At 70.9% G+C, this 19282-nt stretch carries 14 protein-coding genes; 8 read left to right on the top strand and 6 right to left on the bottom strand.

Annotated features, from left to right (window positions below; translation table 11 throughout):
- Positions 1 to 104: 104 nt before the first annotated feature.
- Positions 105 to 434: a hypothetical protein gene (locus QCD68_RS09700; RefSeq protein ID WP_111075928.1), complete on the bottom strand. Its 330-nt coding sequence runs from the start codon at positions 432 to 434 to the stop codon at positions 105 to 107.
- Positions 435 to 646: 212 nt separating this feature from the next.
- Here QCD68_RS09700 and glgX point away from each other — a divergent pair, with 212 nt between their 5' ends.
- Genes glgX through treZ form a run of 3 tightly spaced genes read left to right on the top strand, consistent with a single transcriptional unit; the run spans position 647 to position 7316 of the window.
- Positions 647 to 3061 (top strand): glycogen debranching protein GlgX, encoded by a 2415-nt coding sequence (glgX, locus tag QCD68_RS09695; RefSeq protein ID WP_301222874.1) that lies wholly within the window; start codon positions 647 to 649, stop codon positions 3059 to 3061.
- Positions 3058 to 5565 (top strand): malto-oligosyltrehalose synthase, encoded by a 2508-nt coding sequence (gene treY, locus QCD68_RS09690; RefSeq protein ID WP_301222873.1) that lies wholly within the window; start codon positions 3058 to 3060, stop codon positions 5563 to 5565. The genes glgX and treY overlap by 4 nt, the downstream gene beginning before the upstream one ends.
- Complete coding sequence (treZ, locus tag QCD68_RS09685) at positions 5562 to 7316, top strand: malto-oligosyltrehalose trehalohydrolase (RefSeq protein ID WP_301222872.1); 1755 nt, start codon at positions 5562 to 5564, stop codon at positions 7314 to 7316. Before treY ends, treZ begins: the two co-directional genes overlap by 4 nt.
- Before the next feature lie 79 nt (positions 7317 to 7395).
- On the opposite strand, the gene QCD68_RS09680 is transcribed toward treZ, so the two are convergent.
- Positions 7396 to 8400, bottom strand: a complete 1005-nt coding sequence (locus tag QCD68_RS09680; protein ID WP_253461898.1) for an aldo/keto reductase family protein — start codon at positions 8398 to 8400, stop codon at positions 7396 to 7398.
- A gap of 474 nt (positions 8401 to 8874) precedes the next feature.
- Between QCD68_RS09680 and QCD68_RS09675 the strand changes: the two genes are divergently transcribed.
- The 4 genes from QCD68_RS09675 (at position 8875) to QCD68_RS09660 (ending at position 12828) form a co-directional block, all read left to right on the top strand.
- Positions 8875 to 9789, top strand: coding sequence for a hypothetical protein (locus QCD68_RS09675; RefSeq protein WP_301222871.1), 915 nt, complete (start codon positions 8875 to 8877; stop codon positions 9787 to 9789).
- A gap of 129 nt (positions 9790 to 9918) precedes the next feature.
- Entirely contained in the window at positions 9919 to 10479 is a 561-nt protein-coding gene (locus tag QCD68_RS09670) for a YceI family protein (RefSeq protein ID WP_111076481.1), read from the top strand.
- 604 nt (positions 10480 to 11083) lie between these two features.
- Complete coding sequence (locus QCD68_RS09665) at positions 11084 to 11650, top strand: TIGR03086 family metal-binding protein (RefSeq protein ID WP_290157622.1); 567 nt, start codon at positions 11084 to 11086, stop codon at positions 11648 to 11650.
- A 176-nt stretch (positions 11651 to 11826) separates the two neighbouring features.
- Positions 11827 to 12828, top strand: coding sequence for an aldo/keto reductase (locus QCD68_RS09660; RefSeq protein ID WP_301222870.1), 1002 nt, complete (start codon positions 11827 to 11829; stop codon positions 12826 to 12828).
- A 678-nt stretch (positions 12829 to 13506) separates the two neighbouring features.
- Here QCD68_RS09660 and QCD68_RS09655 read toward each other — a convergent pair.
- Complete coding sequence (locus QCD68_RS09655) at positions 13507 to 14523, bottom strand: oxygenase MpaB family protein (protein ID WP_301222869.1); 1017 nt, start codon at positions 14521 to 14523, stop codon at positions 13507 to 13509.
- Between the two features lie 167 nt (positions 14524 to 14690).
- Here QCD68_RS09655 and QCD68_RS09650 point away from each other — a divergent pair, with 167 nt between their 5' ends.
- On the top strand, positions 14691 to 16376 hold the full coding sequence (locus QCD68_RS09650) for a long-chain-fatty-acid--CoA ligase (protein WP_301222868.1): 1686 nt from the start codon (positions 14691 to 14693) through the stop codon (positions 16374 to 16376).
- Positions 16377 to 16438: 62 nt separating this feature from the next.
- Here the strand turns inward: QCD68_RS09650 and QCD68_RS09645 are convergent, their stop codons facing one another.
- The 3 genes from QCD68_RS09645 to QCD68_RS09635 all read right to left on the bottom strand — a co-directional run bounded on the left by QCD68_RS09645 (position 16439) and on the right by QCD68_RS09635 (position 19245).
- A complete protein-coding gene (locus QCD68_RS09645) occupies positions 16439 to 17305 on the bottom strand; it encodes an ABC transporter permease (RefSeq protein ID WP_301222867.1) in 867 nt (288 codons plus the stop codon).
- Positions 17302 to 18366, bottom strand: coding sequence for an ATP-binding cassette domain-containing protein (locus QCD68_RS09640; RefSeq protein ID WP_301222866.1), 1065 nt, complete (start codon positions 18364 to 18366; stop codon positions 17302 to 17304). The genes QCD68_RS09645 and QCD68_RS09640 overlap by 4 nt, the downstream gene beginning before the upstream one ends.
- A gap of 90 nt (positions 18367 to 18456) precedes the next feature.
- Positions 18457 to 19245: a hypothetical protein gene (locus QCD68_RS09635; protein ID WP_301222865.1), complete on the bottom strand. Its 789-nt coding sequence runs from the start codon at positions 19243 to 19245 to the stop codon at positions 18457 to 18459.
- Positions 19246 to 19282: the final 37 nt, after the last annotated feature.

The following is a 19282-nucleotide window of genomic DNA, read 5'->3' as shown; positions in this document are numbered from 1 at the left end:
CCCCCCGCCGCGCGGGGCGGCCCGGGTGCTCACCCTCCCCCCCCCCCCCCGCCCGCCCGGCGCGGGCTCCCCGCCCCCCCCGCCCCCACCTGCCCGTCAGGCGGTCACTTCTTGAGCGCGCGGATGAGCTTGACGAGCACCTTGCCGGCGACCCAGATGACCGGGATGCTGACCGTCAGGAGCGAGATGACGTTCGGCTCGAACGCGAGGTCCTGGCCGGGACGGCGCACGTAGGCGCCGACCGGGAGCGAGACGGCCCCGCCGCCGCCACCGCCAGCACCGTCTTCGTCGGAGTCGGAGCCCCCACCGAAGCCGTACCAGTTGACGGAGACGGGGATCAGCGTGCTGTCGCCGACCTCCACCGGGTCGCCGTAGTTCGAGGCGACGCCGACGGGCCGCACCTTGTCTGCGATCTGCGTGACGATGTTGGTCATGGCGGCGACGCTACTCCGCCAGCACTGGCTGACGGACGGGCGGGGACGAACTGTGGAGGGACCCGCTCGTCGTCCAGCCTGTGGAGGGAGGAGCCGACCTGTCCGACGAGGGGCTGTGGAGAGTGGGAACGCTCCACAGTGCGCCCCTGAACGGCGGACATCACAGGGGTGCGCCGATACGTTGGCCCAGTTCATCTCTCCTGGAGGCACGTTTGCACACCTGGCCCGGCAACCCCTACCCGCTCGGCGCGACCTACGACGGCAGCGGCACGAACTTCGCCGTGTTCAGCGAGGTCGCCGAAGGGGTCGAGCTCTGCCTGTTCGATGCCGACGGGACCGAAGAGCGCGTCCGCCTCGTCGAGGTCGACGCGCACGTCTGGCACGCTTACCTCCCGACCGTCGGCCCCGGGCAGGAGTACGGCTTCCGCGTCCACGCGCCGTACGACCCGGCGAACGGCGTCCGGTCGAACCCGGCGAAGCTCCTGCTCGACCCGTACGCCAAGGCGACGAGCGGCGACATCGACTGGGACCAGTCGCTCTTCTCGTACACGTTCGGCGACCCGGACTCCACGAACGACGAGGACTCGGCCGCACACATGGTGAAGGGCGTGGTGATCAACCCGTTCTTCGACTGGCAGGGTGACCGGGCTCCCCGGATCCCCTACGGCGAGACCGTCATCTACGAGGCACACGTCAAGGGCCTCACCGAGACGCACCCGGACGTGCCGGAGGACCAGCGCGGCACCTACGCCGGCGTCTCGCACCCGGCGGTCATCGAGCACCTCCAGCGTCTGGGCGTGACGACGCTCGAGCTGATGCCGGTGCACCAGTTCGTGAACGACTCGACGCTGCAGGACAAGGGGCTGTCGAACTACTGGGGCTACAACACCATCGGGTTCTTCGCGCCGCACTCGCACTACTCGTCCTCGGGCGACGGCGGGCAGCAGGTGCAGGAGTTCAAGACGATGGTGCGGGAGCTGCACCGCGCCGGCATCGAGGTCGTCATCGACGTCGTCTACAACCACACCGCCGAGGGCAACCACCTCGGTCCCACGCTGTCCTTCCGCGGCCTCGACAACGCCGCCTACTACCGGCTGATGGACGACGACAAGCGGTACTACATGGACGTGACGGGGACCGGCAACTCGCTCAACGTCGGGCACCCGCACTCGCTGCAGCTCATCATGGACTCGCTCCGCTACTGGGTGACCGAGATGCACGTCGACGGCTTCCGCTTCGACCTGGCCGCCGCCCTCGCCCGGGAGTTCTACGAGGTCGACCGGCTCTCCGCCTTCTTCGAACTGGTCCAGCAGGACCCGATCGTCTCGCAGGTGAAGCTCATCGCCGAGCCGTGGGACGTCGGCCCCGGCGGCTACCAGGTCGGCAACTTCCCGCCGCAGTGGTCCGAGTGGAACGGCAAGTACCGCGACACCGTCCGCGACTTCTGGCGGGGCGAGCCCTCGACCCTCGGTGAGTTCGCGTCACGCATCTCCGGGTCCGCCGACCTGTACGAGCACGACGGCCGCACGCCCAAGGCGAGCATCAACTTCATCACCGCCCACGACGGCTTCACGCTGTACGACCTGGTCGCCTACAACGAGAAGCACAACGACGCCAACGGTGAGGACAACAACGACGGCGAGAGCCACAACCGCTCGTGGAACTCGGGTGCCGAAGGCCCCACGGACGACGCCGAGGTCAACGCCCTCCGGCTGCAGCGCCGCCGGAACTTCATCGCCACGCTGCTGCTCAGCCAGGGCGTGCCGATGATCGCCCACGGTGACGAACTCGGTCGCACGCAGCAGGGCAACAACAACGTCTACGCGCAGGACTCCGAGCTGAGCTGGATCGACTGGGCGACCGCCGACGACGAACTCATCCAGTTCACCGCCGACGTCGTGAAGCTCCGCCACGACCACCCGACGTTCCGACGGACCCGGTACTTCAACGGACGCCCGGTCCGCCGCGGCGAGGGCGAGCCGCTGCCCGACGTGGTGTGGCTGACGCCGGCCGGTGACGCGATGCAGCCGGAAGAATGGGACTCCGGCTTCGGCAAGAGCGTCGGCATGTACCTGAACGGCGAGGGCATCCGCGGACGCGACGCCCGCGGCGAGCGCGTCACCGACGTGGCCTTCCTGACGTACTTCAACGCCCACGACGGCGTCGTGACGTTCACGCTGCCGCCCGAGGAGTACTCCCCCGGGTGGACGGTCCGCATCGACACGGCCGAACCCGGAGCGCGTGAGGAGGTCCTCGAAGCCGGGGACGCCCTCGACGTCCCGGCCCGCTCGATGATCGTCCTCCGAGCAGAGCCCGAGCACGAGATCCAGCGGACGCCCGTCGACACCACGGCGCACACCGCCGCCGACCCGTCCTCCGACGCGGCCGAGCAATCCGACCCGGACCACCCGGCGGCGACTCCGGCGAACCCCGCCGCCTCGGCGACCCCGAGCGCGGCCGGGACCCCCGGAGCCTCCGGTGTCCCGAGCACGACGAGCCTCCCGGACACGACGAGCCCCGCCAGCACCACCGGTCCCGACAGCGCCACCGCGACGACCGGAACCACCGCACCCGAGACGTCCGACCCCGGGACGCCCGACTCTGACACCCCTGGGAGTGCCGCATGACCCGCCGGAACCCGACCTCGACGTACCGTCTGCAGGTCACCGCCGACTTCGACCTGAGCGCCGCACAGGACGTCGTCGACTACGTCCGTGACCTCGGAGCCGACTGGCTGTACCTGTCGCCCGTGCTGCAGGCGGAGCCCGGCTCCGGTCACGGGTACGACGTCGTCGACCACACCCACGTCGACACCGAGCGTGGCGGTGACGACGCACTCCGAGCCCTCGCCGAGGCAGCACACGCGGCCGGGCTCGGTGTCCTCGTCGACGTCGTCCCGAACCACGTGGGCGTCGCGACCCCGGCGGTGAACCCGTGGTGGTGGTCGCTCCTCGAGCAGGGCCAGGAGTCGCCCGTGGCCTGGGCGTTCGACATCGACTGGGCCGCAGGCGACGGCCGCTTGCGCATCCCGGTGCTCGACGACCGGCTGCTCGACGCCGTCACCCTCGACCCGGGCACTCCGGACGGCAAGCCCCCGCGTCTGCTCGTCGGTGAGACGGAGTACCCGACCGCGCCCGGCACCGTGCACGACGGCGACGACGTCGAGACCGTGCACGCCCGACAGCACTACGAGTTCGTGCACTGGAAGCGTGCCGACTCGGAGCTGAACTACCGCCGCTTCTTCGCGGTGAACACCCTCGCCGCGATCCGCGTCGAGGAGCCCGAGGTGTTCGCCGCCTCGCACAGCGTCATCGGATCCTGGTTCCGCGACGGTCTCGTGGACGGCCTGCGCATCGACCACCCGGACGGGCTCTACGACCCGGCCGGCTACCTCGACGACCTCGCCGACCTGACCGGCGGCGCCTACACCCTGGTCGAGAAGATCCTCGAGCCCGGTGAGCTGCTGCCGTCGTCCTGGCCGGTGGACGGCACCACCGGCTACGACGCGCTCGGGTTCATCGACCGGGTGTTCGTCGACCCCGTCGGCGAAGGACCCCTCACAGCCCTGGAGGACCGGCTCCGCGGCGGACACGTCGCCTGGCAGGACCTCACCCACGGGACCCGTCGTGGTATCGCCGACGGCATCCTGAACAGTGAAGTCCGACGGCTGGCGCGCCTCCTGGTCGTCGATCCGACCGTCCAGGCCGACGGCGCCCCGGTGTCCGAGGACCGGATCGTCGACGCCGTGGCGGAGATCGTGGCGAGCTTCGAGGTGTACCGGACCTACCTGCCGGAGGGCATCCACCACCTCGTCGACGCACTCGAGGTCGCGGCGGAGTCCCGCCCCGACCTGGCCGACGTCATCGACCGGATCGCGCCGGCGCTCTCCGACGCGGACAACGCGGCCGCCATCCGCCTGCAGCAGACCAGCGGCATGGTGATGGCGAAGGGTGTCGAGGACACCGCGTTCTACCGGACCTCCCGTCTGTCGTCGCTGAGCGAGGTCGGCGGCGACCCGAGCGTGTTCTCGGTCACCCTCGACGAGTTCCACGCCGCCCAGCGCGAGCGACTCGCCAGCTGGCCGCACGCCATGACGACGCTGACGACGCACGACACGAAGCGCAGCGAGGACACCCGTGCCCGCATCGCCGTCCTCGCCGAACTCGGCGAGGAGTGGACGGCGGCCTTCGACCGGCTGAACGCACTGGCCCCGCTCGAGGACGGCGTCTTCGCGAACCTGCTCTGGCAGGCGATCGTCGGAGCGCGTCCCGCCTCCCGCGAGCGCCTGCACGCCTACGCCGAGAAGGCGTCACGTGAAGCCGGTGACAGCACGACGTGGACCGAGCCGAACGAGTCCTTCGAGCAGCAGATGCACGCCCTCGTCGACGCCGCGTTCGACGACCCCGCCGTGGTCGCCGAACTCGATGCGCTGGACGAGCGGATCGACGCTGCCGGTTGGTCGAACGGCCTCGGCGCGAAGATCCTGCAGCTCACCGCTCCCGGAGTCCCGGACGTCTACCAGGGCACCGAGGCGTGGGACCGTTCACTCGTCGACCCGGACAACCGTCGACCCGTGGACTACACCGAACGCCGACACGTCCTCGCCTCGCTCGACGGCGCCGACGACGACGGCCCGGACACCCTGCCCGGCATCGACCTCGGTGCCGCCGCGAAGACACTCGTCACGAGCCGCGCGCTCCGCCTCCGTCGGGACCACCCGGAGCTGTTCACGCGGTACGTCCCGCTCGACGCGACCGGTCCGGCCGCGGACCACGTGGTCGCCTTCGACCGCGGCGGATCCGTGACGGTCGCCACGCGGCTGCCCGTCGGCCTCGACGCGGTCGGCGGCTGGGCGGACACGCTCCTGCACGTCGTTCCGGTGGAGCGCGTGGACCTGCTGACCGGGAGGCGCTTCCCGGCTGACCGGGACCTCCTGCTCGACGAGGTCCTCACCGACTTCCCCGTTGCACTGCTCGTTCCGGCCGACGTCGTCGACGGAGCCGGACACGACGCGGCGGAGGGCACGGCATCGGGCACCAGCACCACGAGCAGCACCAGCACCAGCACCAGCACTGAAGACACCGAGACCGACGCCCAGGCCGAGGTCGAGATCCTGGAGGGTCACGCATGACCAGTCCCGACCGCTACGGCGTCTGGGCCCCCGAACCCGAGAACGTCCGACTCGTCGTCGACGGCACCGAGCACCCGCTCACACGCGGGGACGACGGCTGGTGGACGACGGACGACGTCCTGCCCGTCGTCGGAGCGCGCTACGGCTTCCGCGTCGACGGGGACGACGCCGTCCGACCCGACCCGCGCAGCCGCTTCCAGCCCGAGGGCGTGCACGGCCCGTCCGAGGTCGTGGACCCGGAGCGCTTCCGCTGGACCGACGATGCCTGGACCGGTCGTCCGGCCCGCGGCGGCGTCATCTACGAGATGCACATCGGCACATACACCCCCGAGGGCACCCTGGACGCCGCGGCCGCCAAGCTCGAGCACCTGGTCGAGCTCGGCGTCGAGTTCGTCGAACTCCTGCCGGTCAACGGTGTCAACGGCGAGTGGAACTGGGGCTACGACGGTGTCGCGTGGTACGCGGTGCACGCGCCCTACGGCGGCCCCGACGCCTACGACCGCTTCGTCGACCGCGCGCACGCGCTCGGCCTCGGTGTCATCCAGGACGTCGTCTACAACCACCTCGGCCCCAGCGGCAACTACCTGCCGCTCTACGGTCCGTACCTGGTGCAGGGTCTGGCCAACACGTGGGGCGACTCGGTCAACGTCGAGGAGCCCGAGGTCCGCCGCTACGTGCTGGACAACGTCCGGATGTGGTTCCGCGACCACCACGTCGACGGACTGCGACTCGACGCCGTGCACGCCATCCGCGACACGACCCGCCCGCACATCCTGGCGGAGATGGCCAGCGAGACCGACGCGTTCTCGTCCTTCACCGGCAAGCCGCTGTCCCTGATCGCCGAGTCCGACCTCAACGACCCGGTCATGTTCCGGCCGCGTGAAGCCGCCGGCTACGGGCTGGCCGGTCAGTGGTCGGACGACTTCCACCACGCCGTGCACGTCGCGGTCACCGGCGAGACGAACGGCTACTACGCCGACTTCGCACCGCTGACCGCGCTGGCCAAGGTCCTCGACCAGGGCTTCTTCCACGACGGCACCTGGTCGTCGTTCCGTGGCAAGCGTCACGGCCGTCCGATCGACCGCGGCACCTCGCCGACGACCGCTCTCGTCGTGGCGAACCAGAACCACGACCAGATCGGCAACCGCGCCGCCGGCGACCGCCTGGCGGCGACCGTGTCCGACGAGGGCCTGGTCATCGCCGCGGCGCTCACCCTGCTCAGCCCGTTCACGCCGATGCTCTTCATGGGCGAGGAGTTCGCCGCCACTACCCCGTGGCAGTTCTTCACCTCGCACCCGGAGCCGGAGCTCGGCAAGGTCACCGCCGAGGGTCGGATCAAGGAGTTCGCCGAACACGGCTGGGACGAGTCGACCGTGCCGGACCCGCAGGACCCGACGACGTTCACCAATTCGAAGCTCGACTGGTCCGACGTCGACTCCGAGCGTGGCGCCCGGATCCTCAACGCGTACCGGGTTCTCGTTGCCCTCCGGCGGACCGACGAGGCCTTCGTGGACCACCGGTACGAGGCGAACGCGGTCCGTTTCAGCGAGGACGAGCGGTGGCTCGTGCTGACCCGCGGTCTGCTCGGCCCGACGGCAGCACCGGTGCACGTCGTCGTGAACCTGTCTGACGACCCGGCGGAGGTCCCGCTCGTCGGCGCCACCGGCGAGGTGCTGTTCAGCTTCGGGGATGCCGACTTCGACACCGACGGCGTCCGCTTCGCCGGCCGCGGGCTCGTGGTGGTGCGCTGACCTGCGCAACCGCCTGACGGACGGGAGGCCCGGTACCAGCTGGTACCGGGCCTCCCGTCCGTCAGGCGGTGGGTTCCGCTCAGGCGGGACGCTTGGCCGGCGACACGTTCTTCGACGCGTCGCGCTCCGGGATGTCCCCGAGCGCCTCGTCGATGCGCGCCATCGTGTCGGCGTCGAGCGTGACGCCCGCTGCCTTCACGTTGTCGGTGACCTGCGACGGACGCGAAGCACCGACGATGGCCGACGCGACGTTCTCGTTCTGCAGGGTCCAGGCGATGGCGAGCTGCGCGAGCGTGAGCCCGGACTCGTCGGCGACGGGCTGGAGACGCTGGACGGCCTCGAGGACCTCGTCGCGCATGAACCGCTTGATCATGTCCGCGCCGCCCTTCTCGTCCGTGGCGCGCGACCCCTCGGGGAGCGGCTGTCCCGGCTTGTACTTGCCGGTGAGGACGCCCTGGGCGATCGGCGACCAGACGATCTGCGACAGGCCGAGCTGCTTCGAGGCGGGGACGACCTCTCCCTCGATGACGCGCCACAGCATCGAGTACTGCGGCTGGTTCGAGATGAGCTGGAAGCCGAGCTCCTTCGCGAGGGCGGCGCCGGCACGGATCTGCTCGGCGGACCACTCGCTGACGCCGATGTAGAGCGCCTTGCCCTGGCGGACGACGTCCGCGAAGGCCTGCATGGTCTCTTCGAGCGGGGTCTCGTAGTCGAAGCGGTGTGCCTGGTAGAGGTCGACGTAGTCGGTCTGCAGACGCTCGAGCGAGCCGTTGATCGACTCCATGATGTGCTTGCGGCTGAGGCCGACGTCGTTGTGCCCCATCGGGCCGGTCGGCCAGTAGACCTTCGTGAAGACCTCGAGGGACTGACGGCGCTCGCCCTTGAGTGCTTCGCCGAGGACCGTCTCGGCTGCCGTGTTCGCGTAGGTGTCCGCGGTGTCGAACGTCGTGATGCCGGCGTCGAGCGCGGCCCGCACGCACTGGGTGGCGACGTCGTTCTCGACCTGCGAGCCGTGCGTCAACCAGTTGCCGTAGGTGATCTCCGAGATCTTGAGACCGGAGTTGCCGAGGTACCTGAATTCCATGGTCCCGACGCTACTGGAGTGAGCGCGCACGCGGGAGGCCGTCGCAGTACCTGTGGACAGCCGACAGTGGTGCCTGCGCCGTGTGGTTCCGCGGCAGGGCCGCTCGGGTCGGGACGCTCGGGCCGGCGAGCGGGCGAGCCCAACCCGGCGAGCGGGCGAGATGCCAGGGCGAACCAGCCGCAACGACGACGTTCTCGCCCGCTCGCCCCGTCGCCCGCGTACGCCCCGTTGCCGACCGCCGACAGACCGCCGCGGGCCACCGGCCCGACCAGACAGCGATCGGGCGAACCGCACTCCTCCTGACCACACATCCGCCGAGTGGGCGGAAAGCGGACTCGATCAGGCCTGCTCGCCCACGATTCCGCCCGCTCGCATACAGCGGCCTTTCCTGCACATCTGGCCGCCCTCAATATGCATCCACACTGGAGGCCCGTCCCGCCCCCGCCGTACTGGTGCGGTTCCAGCATGGACGGCATGTCTCCGAAGACCCCGCTTCCACCGGCCCTGCGCCGGACGCCGTTCCGTGTGCGACGCGCGCTCCACATGGGTGTGCCACGCGGCCGACTCGACGCCCGAGACCTCCGCCGGCCCTTCCACGGCATCCGATGCGCGACCCAGCCACGGACGCCGGACGAACTCGCCCGGGCACTCGCTCCGAGGCTGCGCGGCGATCAGGTCTTCAGCCACACCACGGCCGCGATGCTGCTCGGTGTCCCGCTGCCTCGTCGCCTCGAGCGGGACCCACGCCTCCATGTGACGACGATCGGGACGGACCAGGCGCTCAGGGTCCGCGGGTCGATCGGCCACCGTGCACGCGCCGGATCCGTCCGCGTCGTCCACAGCCGGGGTGTGCCGTTGACACATCCTGCCGACACCTTCACGGCGCTTGCCTCGTCGCTGTCGCTGGACGAACTCATCGTCGCCGGAGACGCCCTCGTGGGATGGCTCGGATGGGTGACGCTGCCTGAGCTCGTAGCAGCGGTGCGCCGACGTCGAGGGTGCCGCGGCGTCGTGAAGCTCCGCGCAGCGATCGCTGAGATCCGGACGGGCTCCCGCTCCCCCGGTGAGACACGGACCCGCATCGTTCTGACCCGGGCGGGGCTTCCACAACCTGCGTTGAACCACGACGTCGTGGTGGAAGGGCGGTGGGTGGCATGCGTCGACCTCGCGTACCCGGACGCTCGCGTCGCGATCGAGTACGAGAGCGATCTGCACCGGTCCGACCCAGCGACGTTCCGCAAGGACCTGACTCGGGGTGAACTGCTCAAGGACGGCGACTGGTGGTTGGTGCGAGCGACAGCGGACGACGTCGGGCCTGCTGTCGACCGTTTCGTCGCCAGGATCCACCGCCTGCTCGCCGTCGGAAGAGCGGGTCCACACCTTCCATGAGCGACGCTTCAGTGAACAATGGTTGACGCTTCAACCAAAGCGATGCAGAATGGGCTACGATCAGGTTCGATGCAGGCGCATGCAATGCCGCGCCCGCCCCATGACTCATCGCTCGAAGAAGGACACACCATGGCTCTCAACGCCTCCGCCATCCCCGGCTACGTCACCGGCACCTGGAAGCTCGACCCGACCCACTCCGAGGTCAGCTTCTCGGTCCGCCACCTCGCGATCAGCAAGGTCAAGGGCAAGTTCGAGCAGTTCGACGCGACCCTCGTGACCGCCGAGAACCCCCTCGACACCAAGCTCGAGGCATCCATCGACGTCTCCAGCATCAACACCAACCAGGCCCAGCGCGACCAGCACCTCGCCACCGGTGACTTCTTCCTCACCGAAGAGCACCCGCACATGGTCTTCCGTTCGACCGGCATCCGCGAGGACGGCGACGACATGCTGATCGACGGCGAGCTCTCGCTCCGCGGCGTCACCAAGCCCGTCACCCTGAAGACCGAGTTCGGTGGCGTCACCACCGACGGCTACGGCCAGACCAAGCTCGGCGCCGAGGCCACCACCAAGATCGACCGCACCGAGTTCGGCGTGAACTGGAACGCGGCCCTCGAGGCCGGTGGCTTCACCCTCGGCAACGACGTCACGATCAACCTCGACGTCCAGTTCGTCCTCCAGGCGGCCTGACCTCTCCCCCGCACGAAGCCCCGGCGCCCTCAGCGTCGGGGCTTCGTGCTGTCCGGGCAGCACTGACCCGACCAGGACCCGCGGCCGCCACTCAGGAGTCGTGCACCGTGTCCCGAGCGTCCGCCGCTCCCTCGCGCGCGCTGGCTCTCGCAGAGCCGAGCGGGCGGAACACCAGGGTGATCGCAACCGTCCCCGCGGTATGTCGCTCACTCGCCCACCGCCCACCCGGCCGCGCACCCACCCGACCTCCCGCCCGCCGACCTCCGGCCGGGTCACCCGGCCACCCGCCCACCACCAACCTCGCGATGCCCCGGCCCGACGAGCGGGCGGAACACCAGGGCGATCGTCCCCGTCTCCGCGGTATCTCGCCCGCTCACCCACAACGCCGGGCCCACGCATCCCGCGACCGGGCCACCTCGGGGCTGGACCTCTGCGCGCCCCGTCACCAGCGCCTCCCGTCACGCCGAGCGGTACCGTGAGGAACGCTCCGGCGCACCCGAGGGAATCCGCCCCCTGGCCGCGGAGTTGCACGCATCACCGCTGCACACGAGCACGTCCGACACTGAGGTCGAGACGTCGCCCGCCGACGAACAGGAGCACCCCGATGTCCACCGACTGGATCACGTTGCAGACCCTCGCCGTGGCCGAGTTCGGCCGCCGTGTCGCCGCGGTGACCGACTGGGACGCGCCGACCCCGGACTCCGAATGGACCACGCGCGACCTCGTCGCACATGTGGTCGACGAGCAGCGCTGGATCCCGAAGCTCCTCACCGGCTGCGACCACGAACAGGCCGCAGCCGACCTCGATCCGATCGGGGACGACCTCCTCGCCGAGTGGCAACGGCACTCCAGCGCCGCCATCGAAGCGTGGCAGCGCGCTCCGAAGGACACGCCGGTGCACCTGTCGACGGACGTGGTGCAGGCCGGCGAGTACCTCGCGGAGCAGACGAGCGACATCACGATCCACACGTGGGACCTGGCCCGCGCGACCGGCAGCGACGAACACCTGCCGGACGAGCTCGTCGATGCGGTGTGGACGCACTTCGAGCCGCAGATCCAGTCCCTCGCGGCGACCGGGCTGTACGCGGCTCCAGTGCAGGTGGACGACGATGCTCCCCTGCAAGTCCGGCTGCTCGCGGTGACCGGGCGAGATGCCCGGGTCCCCGCCTGACGCACCCCGCAGAAACACCCACTCACGCACCCCACACACCCGCCCACGCCACACACCCGCTCACACACCCCGCAGGAACGCCCGCTCACGCCCGCCCCGCAGGAAAGCCCTCTGACGCACCCGTCGAGAAGGCCCGCACCCCGCACCCCGCACCACCCGCCACGGAAGGACCCCGCATGTCCGACACCCCCACCGTCCCGACAGTCCGCCTCGGCAACACCGGCCTCGAGATCTCGAGCGTCATCCTCGGCATGATGTCCTACGGCGACCCGGCGATGGGCTCGCACGCCTGGAGCGTCGGCATCGACGAGGCGCGCCCCTTCGTCCGCCGGGCGTTCGACGCCGGCATCACCACCTTCGACACCGCGAACGTCTACTCGGCGGGCAGCAGTGAGGAGATCACGGGCGAACTCCTCAAGGAACTCGCTCCGCGCGAGGAGGTCCAGGTCTTCACGAAGGTCTTCAACCGCATGCGACCGGGCCGGAACGGCGCCGGGCTGTCCCGCGCGGCGATCATGCACGAGATCGACGCCTCCCTGACGCGCCTCGTCACCGACTACGTCGACCTCTACCAGATCCACCGTTTCGACCCGCTCACCCCGGTCGAGGAGACGATGGAGGCCCTGCACGACGTCGTCAAGTCCGGCAAGGCCCGCTACATCGGCGCCTCCAGCATGTGGGCGTGGCAGTTCGCGGAGATGCAGCACGTCGCCGAGCGGCACGGCTGGACGAAGTTCGTCGCGATGCAGGACCAGTACAACCTCCTCGAACGGGAGGAAGAGCGCGAGATGCACCCCTTCTGCGCCCACACCGGCGTCGGCGTGATCCCGTGGAGCCCGCTCGCCCGCGGCAAGGTCACACGCCCGTGGGATGCGCAGGGCTCCGGTTCCCGTTCCGACACGGACGAGTTCGGCAAGACGCTGTACCGCCAGGACGAGGATGCGAACCGCGCGATCGTCGAGGCGGTCGGGCAGGTCGCGGAGGAGCGCGGCGCGAGCATGGCGCAGATCGCCCTCGCGTGGGTCGCCGGCAGGCCCGCCGTCTCCGCGCCGATCATCGGCGCGACGAAGGAGCACCACATCGACGACGCGGTCGCTGCCACGGCGATCGAGCTGACGTCCGACGAGGTCGCGCGACTCGAGCAGGCGTACACCCCGCGGGTGCCGTCCGGCTTCTGACTCACCATCCGGACGGGAGGCGCGGTGCCAGCTGGCACCGCGCCTCCCGTCCGTCCCGTCCCGTCCCGTCCGCCCCGCCCGCCCTGCCCCGCCCTTGCCGGTCACCACGAGCGGCGAGCGGGCGGAATCACGTGACCCAGCGACGCACCCGAGCCCGCATTCGCCCGCTCGCCGACGAGAGCCGCGCGGGGAGCGTTCATCGGCCCCGCCGTCCCTCGCACCGCGGGCCCCGGGGGCGAGCGGGCGGAATGCCAGGCTGAGCGTGCCGGGACTCGATCCTTTCCGCCCGCTCACCGGCGGTGGCGTCGGCGGAACCCTCGCGCGATGACGTTCCTGATCAATCAGGGTTCAGCGGGCGGAACACCGCGGTGCCCGGGCGGAGGACCGTCCAGATCCGCCCGCTCGCGGCAGCGGGCGGGGGTGACAGAGCGATGTTGGTCGTCTCCGAGCTGGGCTGCGGCTTGAGCGGGCGGAATGCCGGGGGCGGGGACGGGGACGGAGACCAGGGACGAATTTGCCCGCTCGCGCCCGGCGGAGCGGGAGGACGGCAGTCCCGCGGGCGCCAGCGCGGTGCAGCGCAGCAGCGGCGCGCACACGGCGCCCGCAGCGCGGCGCCCGACCACGCAGCGCAGCAGCGCGCAGCGCAGCGCAGCAGCGCGCAGCGCAGCAGCGCGCAGCTCAGGCCGCGCCGAGACCCCGCTCAGCAGCGTCGGCAGCGCCCGCCGCGCCCGCCCCGTCTGCGACGCCGTCTGCGCCGGCCGCACCCGCCGCGCGCGCCTCGGCCTCGGCCTCACGCTCGAGCCGGGCGATCCGGCGCAACGCCGCACGCTCGCTGCCCGACTGGCTGCCGAGCACCCCGGTGATGCCGTCGAGGACCAACCCGGTCGCGCGGTCCACGGGCAGCTCGATCGGGCCGAGCATCGGCGCCCGGATGCCGAGCAGCGCCCGGTGCCTCGAGTCGAGGGTCGACACCGCGCCCTGGTAGAGCGCGCGGTACCCGGGCCGGAGCATCGCGGCGAGGGGCGGGTTCTTGATGAAGCGCAGGACCTCCCGGGTCCGGGGCGTCACCGCGAGTTCGCCACGGTCGAGGTAGCCGTCCATCTGCGCGCGGAGCTCGGCCTCGGTCTCCGGGGCGTCGTGCACGTGCATCAGGCGGCCGGCGATCGCCCACTCGCGGACGTAGGCGTCGGCGCCACCGGGGATGGGCTCCCCCCAACGCTGGGCGGTGCGGAGGAACGCGTCCGTGAACGCGAGGTGCACCCAACGCGCCAGGTCGGGGTCGTTGGCGGTGTAGGGCCGTCCGATGCCGTGGCCGTCGACGTACTGGCCGCGTACACGTTCGTGGAGCCGCAGCACCCACTCGCTGCCGGAGGTCGCGGTCGCGGTGTCGCCGTGGGTGACGGTGTATATCCAGCGGATGGTGCCCGCGAGGCGTCCGAACGGGTCCTCCTTGTACCGCGAGTGGTCGGCGACCCCGGCGAGCGCCCCGGGGTGCAGGGCCTGGACGAGGAGGGCACGGACGCCGGCGACGATGGTCTGGTTGCCGCCGTGCACGGACCAGGTGGCGGAGCCGGGGCCGAAGAAGCCGGCGTCGGTGCCCTGTTCGAGCGCGTCCACCCACTCCGGGCTGCCCTGGGTGCTCCCGGTGAAGGTGGCCTGGAGACGGGTGCGGAACGCATCGGTGACGAACGACATGCCCTCATGGTCCGTCGGCCCCCTGACAGCGCGCCCGGCCGCACGCCGGAAACCGCGCCCGACGCACGCACCACCCGCCCACCGCCACCAGCACCAGCACCTCCACCCCCCACCCCCACACACCCCCGCCTGACAACCCCTCGGATCCGCCCGCTAGGTTGGACGACGTGAGCATCGACACGCCTCGTCCCTGGCTTGCCTCCTACGCGTCAGGGGTGCCGCACGACATCGAACCGATGACGGGGTCCCTCCCGGACCTGGTCGAGCAGTCCGCCCGGCGCTTCCCGAAGGCGGTGGCGCTCGAGTTCTTCACGCGCGAGACCACCTACGCCGAGCTCGAGGACCAGATCGCCCGCGCGGCGAACGGCCTGCGGAAGCTCGGCGTGACGAAGGGCGATCGGGTGGCGCTGGTGCTGCCGAACTGCCCGCAGCACGTGGTGGCGTTCTACGCGGTCCTCCGCCTCGGCGGCATCGTCGTCGAGCACAACCCGCTCTACACGCCGCGTGAGCTACGCCACCAGTTCGAGGACCACGGTGCGACGGTCGCGATCGCGTGGGACAAGTCGGTCGCGACGCTGCAGGACTTCCCGGCGGACGTCGCCCTCCGCGCGATCGTGTCGGTGGACCTCACGCGTGCGATGCCCCGGACCACCCGTCTGGCGCTGTCGCTGCCGGTGGCGAAGGCCCGCGAGTCGCGGGCGAAGCTGACGACCTCGGTGTCCGGCACGACCCGCTGGGACGACCTGGTGTCGACCCGGAAGCTGTCGAAGCGGCACCCGCGCCCGGAGACGGACGACGTCGCCCTGATCCAGTACACCTCGGGCACGACCGGCACCCCGAAGGGCGCCGTCCTGACGCACCGGAACCTGTTGGCGAACGCCGCGCAGGCGCGTGCCTGGATCCCGCAGATCAGCGCGGGTGACGGCAGCGTCGTGCACGCGGTGCTGCCGATGTTCCACGCGTACGGGTTGACGCTGTGCCTCACGTTCGCGATGAGCATCGCCGGGAGGCTCGTCCTGTTCCCGGCGTTCGACCCCGCGTTGGTCCTCAAGGCCATCAAGAAGCGTCCGCCGACGTTCCTGCCGGCGGTGCCGCCGATCTACGCCCGGCTGCAGCACGCGGCCGACTCGGCGAAGGTGTCGCTGGCGGGCATCGACATCGGCATCTCGGGTGCGATGCCGCTGTCGCAGGACGTCATCGAGCCGTGGGAGGCCCGGACCGGCGGCTTCCTGGTGGAGGGCTACGGCCTGTCCGAGTGCTCCCCCGTGCTGATGGCGAACCCGGTGTCGGACGCCCGACGTCTGGGTGCGATCGGCCTGCCGCTGCCGTCGACCGAGTGCCGTGTGGTGGACCCGGACGACGAGTCGCGGGTGCTGGGCACGGACGAGTCCGGCGAACTGCAGGTCCGCGGCCCGCAGGTCTTCGGCGGGTACTGGGGCAAGGCCGAGGCCACCGACGAGGTCTTCACCTCGGACGGCTGGTTCCGCACCGGCGACATCGTGGCGATCGACGCGGACGGCTTCGTACGGATCGTCGACCGGCTCAAGGAGCTCATCATCACGGGTGGGTTCAACGTGGCGCCGTCCGAGGTGGAGGACACGCTCCTCAAGCACCCGAGCGTCAAGGAGGTCGCGGTCGTCGGCGTCGTGCAGAGTGGCAACGAGCAGGTCGTGGCCGCCGTGATCCCGACGGACCCGGCGACGTTCGACGCGGAGGCACTCCGGGCGTGGTCCCGCGACCACCTGGCCGCCTACAAGGTGCCGCGTCGTGTGGTGGTGGTCGAGGACCTGCCCCGGTCGATGATCGGCAAGGTCCTGCGCCGCAAGGTGCGCGACGCGATCCTGCACCGCTAGCCGCCCACCCCAGCACCACGAGCACGAGCACCAGCACCAGCAGCCGGCACCAGCACCAGCTCCTACTTGCTGCTGATCCGCGTGTACTTGTCCACCGCCCAGGGCACGAACACCGCGAGCATCACCGCGATCCCGATCAGCACGGTGGTGATCGGGTGCTGCATGGTCCAGATGTCCGGCACCGGCGCCGACCCGGCGTTGCCGAACAGCTCCCGCGCGGCCTGCACGAGCGAGGACACCGGGTTCCACTCCGCGAACACCCGGAGCACGAGGGGCATGGTCTCGCTGGGCACGAAGGCGTTCGAGATGAACGTCAGCGGGAACAGGATCATGAACGAGGCGTTGTTGATCACCTCGGGTGTCTTGACGCTCATGCCGAGCAGCGCCATCACCCAGCTGAACGCGTAGCTGAACAGCAGGAGCAGCGCGATCCCGCCGACGAACTCGACCGGTGACGAGTTGACACGCCAACCGACGGCGAGACCGGTGGCCATCATGATCACCATCGAGATGCCGTTGAGCACGAGGTCCGAGTTCGTCCGACCGACCAGGACCGCCGACGCCGACATCGGCAGGGTCCGGAACCGGTCGATGAGCCCTTCCTTGAGGTCCTGCGCCATCGCCGACCCGGAGAACGTGGCCCCGAAGACGACGGTCTGCGCGAAGATCCCCGCCATCAGGAACTGCGTGTAGTCGGTGCCCTGCACGCTGATCGCACCGCCGTAGACCTGGCTGAACAGCAGGACGAACATGATCGGCTGCAGGACGGCGAAGACGAGCAGGTCCGGCGACCGCTTGATCTTGACGAGGTTCCGCTTCGTGACGGTCCAGCCGTCCTCGAACCAGACCGCGAGCGGTGCGGTGACGACGACGGGCAGCTGCCGGCCGAGTGCGCCGTCGGTGCCGGTCGTCGTGCTGGTGGCGGTCATCGGACCAGCTCCTGCCGGGAGGCCCGCCCCGCGCCCGACGGACCGCTCACGCCCGTCCCGTCGCCGCCCCCACCCCCGCGTCCACCGCCGCCGTTGTCCCCGCCCGCGTCGTCCGTCGCGGCGTGCCCGGTGAGGCGGAGGAACACGTCGTCGAGCGTCGGCCGACGCATCCCGGCGTCGTGGAGCGCGACGCCGGCCGCACCGAGGTCGGCGAGGACCCGCTGCAGTGCCGCGGGCCCGGCGTCGACGGCGACCGCCCGGGTGCGTCCGTCGCCGCTCGTCTCGACGTCCCCGGTGCCGTGACGTCGGAGGACGGTGGTGGCGGTGTCCCCGTCGGCGGCGTCGACCAGGGTGACGACGACCCGGTGGCCGCCGACCTGCGCCTTGAGCTCGTCGGAGGTGCCCTCGGCGATGACCCGTCCGTCGTCGATGACGGCGATGTCGTCGGCGAGCTGGTCGGCCTCCTCGAGGTACTGCGTCGTGAGGAGCACCGTGGCCCCGCGGGCGACGAGGTCCTCGATGATGCCCCAGAGTGCCAGGCGGCTCCGTGGGTCGAGGCCGGTCGTCGGTTCGTCGAGGAACAGCACGCGCGGGTTCATGACGAGCGCTCCGGCGAGGTCGATGCGCCGCCGCATGCCGCCGGAGAACCCCTTGACGGGGCGGTCGCCGGCCTCGGAGAGCCCGAACACGTCGATGAGTTCGCGCGCCCGGTCTCGGGCGGCCCGTCGACCCAGGTGGTACAGCCGACCGATCATCTCGAGGTTCTCGAACCCGGTGAGGTTCTCGTCGACGGCGGCGTACTGCCCGGAGACGCCGATCGCTCGTCGGGTGCCCTGCGGGTCGCGGACGACGTCCATGCCGGCGACCGTCGCGGACCCGGAGTCCGGTTCGACGAGGGTGGTGAGGACCTTCACGGTCGTGGTCTTGCCGGCGCCGTTCGGGCCGAGCAGTGCGGTGACGGTGCCCTCGGGCACCGCGAGGTCGAGACCCGCCAGTGCATGCACGGGCCCCGACTTCGAACGGTACGTCTTGGTGAGGCCGGAGGCCTCGATGATGGCCATGTCGCTCCTTCGTGACCGGCTGCGTCCCTCGGGGGTCGACCGGACAGGTGCACCGATCGACCGGGGTCGGCGAGGAGCGACGGACGTCACTCAGACGTCGAAGCCACCGCCGAAGTCGCTGGAGCCCTGGTCGAACCCGCCGTCGGACATGCCGCCGAAGTCGGAACCACCGTCGCCCCACGAGGCGTTGTCGTACCCGCCACCGTCGGCCACGCCGCCGTCGCCGGATCCGTTCCCAGTGTCCCCCGATCCACCGTCATCCGCACCACTCGCATCGGTTCCACCGTCGAACGACCCGGGGTCCGGCAGGAAGGCGCTCATCAGGGCGGAACCGATCACGTAGCCGCCGACGGTGCCGAGCAGCGAGGCGCCGAGCATGCTCCCGAACCCGGGCCCCTGCCGCGGACCGAAGCCACCGCCCATGCCACCGCCGCCGAAGCCACCGGCGCCGAGACCACCGAGCGAGCGCTCCATGTACCCGGGCTGCCGGAGTTCGGACCGGGTCGCACTCTGGGCGAGCGACCGCGGGTCGTCGCCCCGCGGGGCCTCGCCGGCCGGGGCGGAGCGGGTGAACTCGTCGTAGACCATCCGACGCTGCTCGGGCGTCAGGGTGGCGAATGCCTCGGCGTGCACCTCCTCGATCCGCTCGGGCGGCGCGGTCCGGAGCAGGTAGCGGTACCGCTCGACGGCGCGCTGGTCCTCAGCCCCGGCCTGCTGGCCGGGCTGCACAGGAGCACCGTACGGCGCGGCCGGTGCCGCCGGCGCCTGCTGGTACGACTGCTGCCCGTACTGGTACCCCGGCTGCGGTGCCCCACCGGTCCCGTTGCGTGGCTGCTCCGGACGCTCCTCGCGGCCGAGCAGACGGTCGAGGAATCCCATGGTGTGCTCCTTCGTCGCGGGCACCGTGCCCGCTGCC

The sequence above is a fragment of the Curtobacterium sp. PsM8 genome (assembly GCF_030433875.1).
GTDB lineage: Bacteria > Actinomycetota > Actinomycetes > Actinomycetales > Microbacteriaceae > Curtobacterium.
The sequence above is the reverse complement of the archived record's forward strand: the minus strand, read 5'-3'. Positions and strand labels throughout refer to the sequence as shown.

Excerpts from the sequence above, each read along its gene's own strand:
- QCD68_RS09700 (WP_111075928.1), bottom strand. The coding sequence starts at position 434 with ATGACCAACATCGTCACGCAGATCGCAGACAAGGTGCGGCCCGTCGGC.
- treY (WP_301222873.1), top strand. The coding sequence starts at position 3,058 with ATGACCCGCCGGAACCCGACCTCGACGTACCGTCTGCAGGTCACCGCC.
- treZ (WP_301222872.1), top strand. The coding sequence starts at position 5,562 with ATGACCAGTCCCGACCGCTACGGCGTCTGGGCCCCCGAACCCGAGAAC.
- QCD68_RS09680 (WP_253461898.1), bottom strand. The coding sequence starts at position 8,400 with ATGGAATTCAGGTACCTCGGCAACTCCGGTCTCAAGATCTCGGAGATC.
- QCD68_RS09675 (WP_301222871.1), top strand. The coding sequence starts at position 8,875 with ATGTCTCCGAAGACCCCGCTTCCACCGGCCCTGCGCCGGACGCCGTTC.
- QCD68_RS09670 (WP_111076481.1), top strand. The coding sequence starts at position 9,919 with ATGGCTCTCAACGCCTCCGCCATCCCCGGCTACGTCACCGGCACCTGG.
- QCD68_RS09665 (WP_290157622.1), top strand. The coding sequence starts at position 11,084 with ATGTCCACCGACTGGATCACGTTGCAGACCCTCGCCGTGGCCGAGTTC.
- QCD68_RS09660 (WP_301222870.1), top strand. The coding sequence starts at position 11,827 with ATGTCCGACACCCCCACCGTCCCGACAGTCCGCCTCGGCAACACCGGC.
- QCD68_RS09655 (WP_301222869.1), bottom strand. The coding sequence starts at position 14,523 with ATGTCGTTCGTCACCGATGCGTTCCGCACCCGTCTCCAGGCCACCTTC.
- QCD68_RS09645 (WP_301222867.1), bottom strand. The coding sequence starts at position 17,305 with ATGACCGCCACCAGCACGACGACCGGCACCGACGGCGCACTCGGCCGG.
- QCD68_RS09640 (WP_301222866.1), bottom strand. The coding sequence starts at position 18,366 with ATGGCCATCATCGAGGCCTCCGGCCTCACCAAGACGTACCGTTCGAAG.
- QCD68_RS09635 (WP_301222865.1), bottom strand. The coding sequence starts at position 19,245 with ATGGGATTCCTCGACCGTCTGCTCGGCCGCGAGGAGCGTCCGGAGCAG.